Raw genomic sequence first — 9,772 nt, 5'->3', positions numbered from 1 at the left:
CTCCGGCCGGGGCACGGACCCGGTGCGTCCCGGCCGCGGCGCCGTGTCGGGAGCCCTCGCACGCCACGCCCGGGCGAGACGACGGGACCGCGGGGGACCGGCTAGCGTTCTGGCGTGACCCACGCTGCTCCCGTCTCCCCCGTCGACCGCGCCGGTCTGCGCCAGCGGATCGACAAGTCGCTCACCGAGTTCCTCGCCGGCCAGCGGAGCTGGCTGACGGCCGTCGACGACGGCCTGGTGCCGGTCGCCGAGGCGATCGAGGCGTTCGTGCTGGGCGGCGGGAAGCGGCTGCGCCCCGCCTTCGCGTACTGGGGCTACCGAGGCGCCGGCGGACTCGACTCCGACCAGGTGGTGAGCGCCCTGGCGGCGTTGGAGTTCGTGCAGGCCAGCGCCCTGATCCACGACGACCTGATGGACCGCTCGGACACCCGGCGCGGCGAGCCGGCGGTGCACCGGCGGTTCGCGGCCCGGCACCGGTCGGCGGGCTGGGGCGGCGACCCGGACGGGTTCGGGGATGCCGCCGCGATCCTCCTCGGTGACCTCTGCCTGGTCTGGTCGGACGAGCTGCTGCACTCGGCCGGCCTCGACCCGCGTACGGTGGCCCGAGCCCGGCCGGTCTTCGACGAAATGCGCACCGAGGTGACCGTCGGGCAGTACCTGGACGTGCTGACCCAGGCCACCGGGGACACCTCGCGGGAACGGGCCGGCAAGGTGGCCCGCTACAAGTCGGCGAAGTACACGGTCGAGCGGCCGCTGCTGCTGGGCGCCGCGCTGGCCGACGCGCCGGCCGAGGTGCACGCCGCCTACTCGGCGTACGGGCTGCCGCTGGGCGAGGCGTTCCAGCTCCGCGACGACGTGCTGGGCGTCTTCGGGGACCCGGAGCGCACCGGCAAGCCGGCCGGCGACGACCTGCGCGAGGGCAAGCGGACCTACCTGGTGGCGGCGGCCCTGGAGGCGGTCGACGAGGCCGGCCGGGAGCTGCTGCTCGGCGGGCTCGGCGACCCGGGGCTGGACGTCGACGGGGTGACGCGGCTGCGCGAGGTGATCACCGCGAGCGGGGCGCTGGAGCGCACCGAGCGGCGGATCGCCGCGCTGACCGAGAGCGCGCTGGCCGCCCTGGCCACCGTCGACCTGGACACCGAGGCCCGGCAGGCCCTGGTCGACCTGGCCATCGCCGCCACCCGCCGCACCGACTGACTCCCCTGTCCCGCTGCCCCGCCCGGCCGCGGCGCGGCGCGGCGTTGATCATGAGGTTGTTGCGGGACACCCGGAACGTCCCGGCCACAACCTCATGATCAACGCGGACGGTGGGGTGGGTCAGAAGCCGAGGGCCTGGGCCCGGCGCTTGACCTCGCGGGCCTGGTCGCCGCCGAGGGTGGCGGCGGGCGTGCCGGCGGCGAGGGTGGGGTCCTCCTCGTAGAGCCAGCGCAGGGCCGCCTCGTCGTCGTAGCCGGCGTCGGCGAGCAGGTTGAGCACGCCCGGCAGGTGCTTGAGCACGGTGCGGTTGGCCACCAGATCGGCCGGCACCCGGCGGACGCCGTCGCGGCGTACCGCAATCAGCTCGCGGTCCCGGATCATCTGGTGCACCTTGCTGATCGACAGGTCGAGGCGCTCGGCCACGTCCGGCAGGGTCAGCCAGCCGGCCGGGTCGGTGGGCCCGGGCAGGCCGGCGGCGGCCGGGTCGGCGGGTACGGAATCGGTCACCCGACCACCCTGCCACGTGCCGCGTCGGGCCCCGCACCGGCACCCCGTCGGAGGGGGCGACGGCCCTGGTCGGGAGGCCGGGCGCGCGCGGCGGGACGGTCGGGTCGCACCCCGGCTGTAGCATCCTGTTCAACCTTCACCCGACGGACACATAGACTCCCTGCCGATGGACACACAGGTCGCCGACACGTTGCTGGGCTCGCTGATCGACGGGCGCTACCGCATCCGCGGTCGCGTGGCTCGTGGCGGCATGGCGACCGTGTACACCGCCACCGACGAGCGCCTCGAGCGCACCGTGGCGGTCAAGATCATTCATCCGACCCAGGCGCCCGAGGCACGGGCCCGCCTGGCCGGGTTCGTGTCGCGGTTCACCGACGAGGCGAAGACGATCGCCCGGCTGACCCACCCCAACGTGGTGGCGGTCTACGACCAGGGCACCCACGGCGGCCTCCCCTACCTGGTGATGGAGTACGTGCGCGGGCGCACGCTGCGCGACGTGCTGACCGAGCGGCGCCGGCTCAACCCCGACGAGGCGCTGGCCATCGCCGAGCAGATGCTCGCCGCGATCGCCGCCGCACACCGGGCCGGCCTGGTGCACCGCGACGTCAAGCCGGAGAACGTCCTGGTCGCCGAGGCGCCCACCGGCGGCCCCGCCAACCTGGTGGACAGCGTCGTCAAGGTGGCCGACTTCGGGCTGGCCCGGGCGGTCGAGGCGAGCGCCGAGGAGGAGAACGGCAACCAGCTCATGGCGACCGTGGCGTACGTCGCCCCGGAGCTGGTCACTGAGGGGCGCGCCGACCCGCGCACCGACGTCTACTCGGCCGGCATCGTGCTGTTCGAGATGCTCACCGGACGGGTGCCGTACGACGGCGACCGCCCGGTGGAGGTCGCCTGGCAGCACGTCGACCGGGACGTGCCCGCGCCCTCGACGCTGGTCCCGGGCCTGCCGAAGGCCCTCGACGACCTCGTCGGCCGGGCCACCCGCCGGGATCCGGGCGCCCGTCCCACCGACGCCGGCGCGCTGCTGGCCGAGGTGCAGGTGGTCCGGGACGACCTGGGCAATCCGAACTCGCACACCGCCGTGCTGCACCGGGTGGCGGACGAGACCGGCCCGATCGCCCAGCCGACCATGGTGGTGGCGGCGCTCCGTCCGGCCGAGCGGCCCACCTGGGCCCGGCTGCCCGAGGGGGGCGCGCAGCGGCCGCACCGGCGCCGGGCCGTGACCGAGGACGAGAGCCTCGGTTCCCGGCTGGCCGGCCTGCGTACCCGGGTGATGGGCTCCCCCCGCGGCCGGCTGGCGGTCGCCGCGGCGGCCGTGGTGCTCGGCCTGGTGGCCGCGGTGGGCGGCTGGTGGTTCGGGGTGGGCCGGTACACGGTCGCCCCGCAGCTGGTCAGCCTGACCAAGGCCGAGGCGCAGGCGCAGGCCACCCGGGGTGGCTTCACCCTCCGCTACGCCCAACCCCGCTACGACGAGAAGGTCCCGAAGGACAGCGTGCTGGGGCAGGATCCGGCCTCCGCCGCGCGGATCCTCAAGGGCGGCACGATCACCCTGACCCTCTCCCTCGGCCCGGAGCAGCTGCCGGTGCCGGACGTGGTGGGCCAGGACTTCGAGCTGGCCAAGACCCAGCTGGCCGACGCCAAGCTGGTCCCGGTCAAGGGCACCGCCCGGTACAGCGACGAACTGCCCGCCGGGGTGGTGGTGGACACCGACCCCAAGGTGGGCACGGTGGTCAAGCCGGGCACGAAGGTGACCCTGGTGCTGAGCAAGGGGCGGGCGCCGATCAGCGTGCCGAACCTGGTCGGCAAGAACATCAACGAGGCACGCGGCATCCTCGGCCAGCTCGGGTTGACGCCGGTGGAGACGTACAAGGACTCCGACAAGCCCAAGGACGAGGTCCTCGGGCAGAGCCCGGCCGACGGCACCGGTGTGGAGAAGGGCGCCCAGGTCAAGCTGGAGATCAGCAAGGGGCCGCCGCAGGTGCCCGTCCCCCGGGTCGTCGACATGCCCTGCCAGCAGGCGAAGCAGGTGCTGGAGAGCCAGGGCTTCCCGGTCAACATCCAGCTCAACCCCAACGGGACGGCCCGCTTCCAGAACCCGGGCGAGGGCACGCCGGTGCCCCCGGGCACCACGGTCACGGTGACCTGCCTGTGAGCGCGCGGAGTGAGCCGGTTCTGCCTGCCCCGCAGGCGGGAACGGAAGGTGACCCGGTGAGCGCGCGGCGGCGGGTCGGCTCGCACACGCCCACCTCGGGCGGCCTGGCCAAGGCGGCGCTGCCGTACGTCGACGCGGCCGCCTCCGAGGTGGTGCAGGTCTACGTCTCCAACTCCCGGGGCTGGGCCCTGCCCGCGGGCGATCCGGCCCAGGACGTGCTGTTCCGGGACGGCTGCGGCGAGCGCGGCGTACCGGTCTACATCCACGCCTCGCTGCTGGTCAACCTGGGTTCCCCCACCCCGGCCACGGTGGAGCGGTCGGCGGAGACCCTGGCGCACGCGCTGCGCCGGGGTCGGGCGATCGGCGCCGAGGGGGTGGTCTTCCACGCCGGCAGCGCGGTGGACGCCGGGCACGCCGAGGCCGCCATGCGGCAGGTACGCGAGGCCCTGCTGCCGCTGCTGGAGGAGACCGCGGCGGTCGGCGGGCCGATGCTGCTGGTGGAGCCGAGCGCCGGCGGCGGCCGTTCACTGGCCAGCCGGGTCGAGCAGCTGGGCCCCTACCTGGACGCGGTGGAGCGGCACCCGATGATGGGCGTCTGCTTCGACACCTGCCACGCCTGGGCCGCCGGGCACGACCTGGCCGTCGAGGGCGGCATGACGGCGACGCTGGACACCCTGGTCGCCACGGTCGGGGCGGACCGGTTGAAGCTGGTGCACGCGAACGACTCGAAGGACCTGTGCGGCTCGACCCGCGACCGGCACGAGAACATCGGCAAGGGCAGCATCGGCGAGCCGGCGTTCGCCGAGCTGATGCGGCATCCGGCCACCGCCGGCGTCCCGGTCCTGGTGGAGACCCCGACGGAGAAGCACGTCGGCCACGCCGCCGACATCGCCGCCCTCAAGCGCCTCCACCCCTGACCACCCGGCTCACCATCCTGATCGAACGGGCCGCCTCCACCCTCGCCCTCGGCCGGCTGATCCGGCGCGACGCCGAGGGGCTGGAGCGGCAGATCCACCGCACCCTGCTCACCGCCCTGATCGACCATTCCCGCCCGGTCGACGAGGTGGCGCTGCGCGCCAAGGCCCTCGGCGTGACACTAGACCGCCGGCACCTGGTCGGCGTGGTCGTCCGGCACCGGGCCGACGACGCGGCGGGGGAGGGCGCGGGAGCCGGCGGTGAGGCCGGCCCGGCGGCCGGCCCGGCCCGGCTGCGCGACCTCGCCGAGGCCGTCGGCCAGGCGGTGCGGGAGGCCAAGCTCACCGCGCTGACCAGCGCCGTCGACGACCAGGCGGTGGGCGCACTGCTGGCCCTGTCCGACCCGGCCGCCGAGGAGAGGGCGCTCGCCGCGTTCGCCGCCGCGCTGCGCCGGGTACGCCTGGACGCCGCCCCGGTCCGCCCCGCGCTGCCCCGGCCTGCCGGCCGCCCGACCGAGCCGGCCGGTCGACCCGTCGCGGTGGCCGGCGGGCCGCGGACCACGGACGGCGCGTCCCGCCCGACCGGCCCGGCGGCGGTGATCATCGCGGCCGGATCCGGGGTGGGCAGCCTGCGGGAGGCGCGCCGCTCACTGGTCGAGGCGCGGCAGATCGCCGAGGCGGCCCGCCGGGACCGGCGGGACCTGGCGATCTTCCGGCTGCCGCACGTCGGGCTGGCCGGTCTGCTGCACCTGTTGCGCGACGAGCCCCGGTTGCAGACGTTCGTCGAGCGGGAACTGGGCCTGCTGCTGGCGTACGACGCCCAGCACCCCCGGGAACAGTTGCTCGGCACCCTGCGGGCGTACCTGGAACAGGGCCGGAACAAGTCGGCGGCGGCCGCCGCGGCGCATCTGTCCCGGCCGGCGTTCTACGAGCGGCTGGCGCGGATCGGCCGGATCCTCGACGTCGACCTGGACTCGGTCGAGGCCTGCCTCTCCCTGCACGTCGCGCTGCTCGCCCTGGACGCGGTCCGCGACACCTGAGTGCCGGAGAGCGGGTCAGAAGGGGAGCCGGGTGTTGCGGAGCCGGGCCAGGAGGGCCCGTTCACCGGAGACGAGTTCCAGGTCCACGTTGTCGTCGCGGCCCGCCAGGGCGCGCAGGTAACCGACTGCGTCACCGCGGACCACCGCCATCGGGTCGCCCGCGCCGATCAGGTACGCGCCACCGGCCGGCCCGGTGAGTTCCAGCGCCACCGGGGGCGCCGTCCACTGGAGCGCGAGGTCGCGCATGGCCTGGGCGACGATGTGCCGGTCGTGCTCGGCGATGACGAAGAGCTTCCCGGTGGCCCGGGTCAGGTCCACCCGGTGCATCCACAGGTCCCGGTTGAGGATCACGTCGAGCAGGTAGCCGACGCGGACCGGCGGCACCCCCGGCATCCCCAGACTCATCGGGGCGCGGCGCAGCAGCGCAGACCGGCGCCAACGGGCGTGTACCGCTCGCGGCCACAGCGTCGCGAACCGCTCCACCAGCTCGGGTCCCTGCTCCGACCGGTGATCGGTGACGCCGACGGCCATGTGGGCGTCGACGGGGATCTTTCCCCGGGGGTGGAGGCGTCCGAGGAGTTCCCGGCGCAGCATCGTGCGCAGCTTCAGCGCCTCCTCGGCCTGCGCCACGAGATGGGCGACCATGGTCCGGACGTCCCATTCGGTGGCGTCCGTGCGGCGTTGCCAGTCGTCGTCCCGAAGCTGGCGGAGCAGCGCCAGGGTCGCCCGTCCCTCGGCCTCACCCACCGCCGCCGCCTGGTCGCGGTCGGCCTGCCGCTGCTCGGCCGCCACGACGAGAGACTGGGTCATCGGGCTCACCGCACCTTCCGGGCCGCCGTGGACGGACCCCTCCAGTGTCGTCGAGATCGCCTGGCCGACGGGGCGGTTCGGCCAGCTCCGCCGGGGTGCCGGGTCAGGTGAGGGCGGTGAGGGCCTTGGCGTAGGGGGCGGGGACGTAGGTCTGGCCGGCGGGGGTGAAGACGTCGGAGGTGGCGGCGGCCGTCCAGGCGGTCTCGGGGAGGGCCTCGACCAGGGCCCGGACCACCGGGGCGTCGCGCCACTGCTCCTGCTGGGCGAGCAGGCTCAGCGCCACCACGGACTCCTCGACCTCGCCGACGCACTCGAACGGCTTGTGCCCGTCCACGCCGAGCAGCTCGCGGTAGCCGGGGAGCTGCGACTCGTCGGCGAGCAGGTCGCCGCCGAAGATGTTCGTGATCCGCTCACGGGACATGAACGGCGCCAGGGCCAGGAAGACGAACCGGCACTTCGGGCAGTTGCGGCACCATCGCTCGCTCGCGTCGCGCAGCTTGAACGCGGCGTTGCAGCTGGTCACCACGGCGTCGTACCGGTCGATCTCGGCGAAGAGCCGGGCGATGTGCAGCTCGGAGAGCGACCGCAGCAGGGAGAAGTACGGCTCGGTGAGCCCGGCGTGCTCGGCCAGCGCCGCCCGCAGCAGCCCTTCGGCCTCCACGCCCTTGGACCACTGGTGGTTGATCTCGTGGCCGTTCCAGATCAGGTTCGGGTCGGACGCCGACCGCTCGTTGGACATCACCACCGGGCCGAGGCCGTGCAGCACGGCGGTGGCGACCGCGATCAGCGAGTTGATCGCGGTGACCGGGATGTGGCCGTTCAGCGCGCCGGCCGCGTTGAGGTCGAACAGCACCGGGTCGATCCGCCGCCGGGCCGCCAGAGGCACCAGGTCGGAGGCCTCGTTGACGGAGACGATCACGTGATTCGGGTTGACCGAGAAGGGCACCGGGTCGAAGCCGGCCCGACGCAGCGCCTCCAGGCTGACGATGGAGTCCTTGCCGCCGCCGACCGCGGACAGCGGACGCCGGTCCGAGTCGTCGTACACCCGGGGCGCGGCGACCTCGCCGGCGGGCACCTCCGGGCGCAGCTGCAGCACGTGCGGCAGCTGGTTGCGGTACGCGTACTCGGCGAGGCCCTGGGTGTAGACCGCGGTGACGAACTCGACGGCGGCCGTGCCCAGCGGCGCCGGCAGCACCAGCCGGGGCGGCGCGGCGGCCTTGTAGTAGCTGACCCCGGCCACGATGTGCAGCAGTTCGAGGACCCGGTCGAGGGTGGCCGCCGTCTCGTCGGACACCGGCTCGGCCGGCAGCGGCAGGGTGATCACCTCGGTGAACCGCTGCTCGCCGTGGGGGCCGGTGAGGGCGTAGTCCAGCAACACCTCACCGGTGGCGAAGTCGATCGAGTAGGACGGGAAGGTGAAGGCGTCCATCCGCCGGAGCTGCTCGTTGGGCACACGCCATACTAGGCCCTGGTTCGTCCGCCGTGTCCGGCTGTGCCGGACCGCGCCCGCCCGCCCGCCGTCGCAACCCCCGAGGAGAGCCAGTGCGCCTGTCAGATCTGCGCGGACGTCATGTCGCCGTCTGGGGGGCCGGCCGCGAGGGCCGGGCCGCGGTGACCGCGATCGCCGCGCACGGCCCGGCCGACCTGGTCGCCGTCGACGACAGCGCCAACTTCCTCAGCCTGCCCTGGGAGGGCCCGCTGGCGGAGGCCGCGCCGCTGGTCACCGGGGAGGAGGGCTTCGCCCGGCTGGCCGCCGCCGAGGTGGTGGTCCGCTCGCCGGGGGTGCCGAGCACCCACCCGTGGATGGTGGAGCTGCGCCGCCGGGGGGTCACCGTCACCCAGGGCAGCGCGCTGTGGATGGCCGACCACGCCGACCGGACGGTGGGGGTCACCGGCAGCAAGGGCAAGAGCACCACGTCCAGCCTGATCAGCCACCTGCTGACCGCGATGGACCGGCCGAACGTCTTCGGCGGCAACATCGGCGTGCCGCTGCTCGACCTGCCCGAGGCGGACCTGTACGTGCTGGAGCTCTCCAGCTACCAGTGCGCCGACCTGGCCGACTCGCCGCGGGTGGCCGTGGTCACCGCGCTCTTTCCCGAACATCTCGACGCGCACGGCGGGGAGCGGGAGTACTACCGGGACAAGCTCAACCTGCTCGCCCACGGTCCGCACGCGGTGGTGGTCAACGGCGTCGACCCGCGGCTCGCGCTGGAGCTGGGGGACCGGGCCGCCGTACGCGCCGGCCTCCCGGACAGCGCCCACGTGGCGTCCGGCCCGGACGGCACCCCCTGGTTCCACCTGCGCGACACGCCGCTCTTCCCGCGTGCGGTGCTGCCGCTGGTGGGGCGGCACAACGAGGGCAACCTCTGCGTCGCCCTGGCGGTGCTCGACGCGCTCGGCGTCGACGTGGTGGCCCGTCGGGACAGCCTCGCCGTGGCGGTCGCCGGCTTCCAGGGGCTGGCCCACCGGCTCACCGAGATCGCCGACCCCTCCGGCCTCACCTTCGTCGACGACACCCTGGCCACCAGCCCGTACGCGGCCATGCACGCGATCGACGCGTACGAGGGGCGGCCGCTGACCGTGATCGTCGGCGGGACCGACCGGGGCCTGGACTACGGCCCGCTGCGCGACCACCTGGCCGAGCGGGAGATCACTGTGATCGGCATCCCGGACAGCGGCCCGCGGATCGTCGAGGCGCTCGCCGGGCTGCCGGGGGTGCGTACCGAGATCGCCGAGGATCTGGTGGACGCGGTGGGACTGTCCCGCAAGCTCACCCCGGCGGGTGGGGTGGTGCTGCTCTCCCCGGCCGCGCCGAGCTACGGCCGGTTCCGCAACTTCGAGCACCGCTCCGAGGTGTTCGCCCAGGCGGTCGCCGACACCGCGCGGTGAGGCGGGGCCGCGTGGCCCTGGTCGGTGGCGGTCCGCCCGGCTAACCTCGCGATCATGGCGGTGCTGGTGGACGTGGACCCGGAGCGCCTGATCGTCCGGCTCACCGGGGCCGACCGGTTCTGGGCGGTCTCGGCGGGGATCCAGGTGCCCACCGCGGCGGTCACCGGCGTGCAGGAGTCACCGTCCAACCTGTCGGCGCTGCGCCGCCGGCTGCGGGTCGACCGGCCCCGGTCGTACTTCACGATGGCCAGCGGCGGCCTGGG

The 9,772-nt window shown here is 74.6% G+C and carries 7 protein-coding genes and 2 pseudogenes; 6 read left to right on the top strand and 3 right to left on the bottom strand.

Going from position 1 to position 9,772, the window contains the following annotated elements:
• Positions 1 to 114: 114 nt before the first annotated feature.
• Positions 115 to 1,197 (top strand): polyprenyl synthetase family protein, encoded by a 1,083-nt coding sequence (locus ACWEVO_RS19115; RefSeq protein WP_452308868.1) that lies wholly within the window; start codon positions 115 to 117, stop codon positions 1,195 to 1,197.
• A 120-nt stretch (positions 1,198 to 1,317) separates the two neighbouring features.
• Here the strand turns inward: ACWEVO_RS19115 and ACWEVO_RS19110 are convergent, their stop codons facing one another.
• On the bottom strand, positions 1,318 to 1,704 hold the full coding sequence (locus tag ACWEVO_RS19110; RefSeq protein WP_452308867.1) for an Rv2175c family DNA-binding protein: 387 nt from the start codon (positions 1,702 to 1,704) through the stop codon (positions 1,318 to 1,320).
• 166 nt (positions 1,705 to 1,870) lie between these two features.
• On the opposite strand from ACWEVO_RS19110, the gene pknB reads away from it, so the two are divergent.
• From pknB to ACWEVO_RS19095, 3 genes and pseudogenes are all read left to right on the top strand, one after another.
• Positions 1,871 to 3,856 (top strand): Stk1 family PASTA domain-containing Ser/Thr kinase, encoded by a 1,986-nt coding sequence (gene pknB, locus ACWEVO_RS19105; RefSeq protein WP_452308866.1) that lies wholly within the window; start codon positions 1,871 to 1,873, stop codon positions 3,854 to 3,856.
• A 56-nt stretch (positions 3,857 to 3,912) separates the two neighbouring features.
• Positions 3,913 to 4,773 carry a deoxyribonuclease IV gene (locus ACWEVO_RS19100; protein ID WP_452308865.1) on the top strand — a complete coding sequence of 287 codons (861 nt, stop codon included), beginning with the start codon at positions 3,913 to 3,915 and terminating at the stop codon, positions 4,771 to 4,773.
• A pseudogene (locus tag ACWEVO_RS19095) lies at positions 4,749 to 5,810 on the top strand (PucR family transcriptional regulator); the annotation flags it as partial. The gene ACWEVO_RS19100 and the pseudogene ACWEVO_RS19095, both read left to right, overlap by 25 nt.
• Before the next feature lie 15 nt (positions 5,811 to 5,825).
• Here ACWEVO_RS19095 and ACWEVO_RS19090 read toward each other — a convergent pair.
• Entirely contained in the window at positions 5,826 to 6,620 is a 795-nt protein-coding gene (locus tag ACWEVO_RS19090) for a maleylpyruvate isomerase family mycothiol-dependent enzyme (RefSeq protein ID WP_452308864.1), read from the bottom strand.
• A 103-nt stretch (positions 6,621 to 6,723) separates the two neighbouring features.
• A complete protein-coding gene (locus ACWEVO_RS19085; RefSeq protein ID WP_452308863.1) occupies positions 6,724 to 8,073 on the bottom strand; it encodes a hypothetical protein in 1,350 nt (449 codons plus the stop codon).
• An 89-nt stretch (positions 8,074 to 8,162) separates the two neighbouring features.
• Here ACWEVO_RS19085 and murD point away from each other — a divergent pair, with 89 nt between their 5' ends.
• Both murD and ACWEVO_RS19075 read left to right on the top strand, forming a co-directional pair.
• The gene (gene murD / locus ACWEVO_RS19080; RefSeq protein WP_452308862.1) at positions 8,163 to 9,509 is read left to right on the top strand and encodes a UDP-N-acetylmuramoyl-L-alanine--D-glutamate ligase; all 1,347 of its coding nucleotides are present in this window, start codon (positions 8,163 to 8,165) and stop codon (positions 9,507 to 9,509) included.
• 54 nt (positions 9,510 to 9,563) lie between these two features.
• Positions 9,564 to 9,772, top strand: a pseudogene (locus ACWEVO_RS19075) (hypothetical protein); the annotation flags it as partial.

This window comes from Micromonospora sp. NPDC003776, from assembly GCF_053605645.1.
This window is presented reverse-complemented; position numbering and strand designations above follow the sequence as displayed.

Bases quoted from the DNA above. Each gene is read 5' to 3' on its own strand.
- ACWEVO_RS19090 (WP_452308864.1), bottom strand. From the start codon at position 6,620: ATGACCCAGTCTCTCGTCGTGGCGGCCGAGCAGCGGCAGGCCGACCGC.
- pknB (WP_452308866.1), top strand. From the start codon at position 1,871: ATGGACACACAGGTCGCCGACACGTTGCTGGGCTCGCTGATCGACGGG.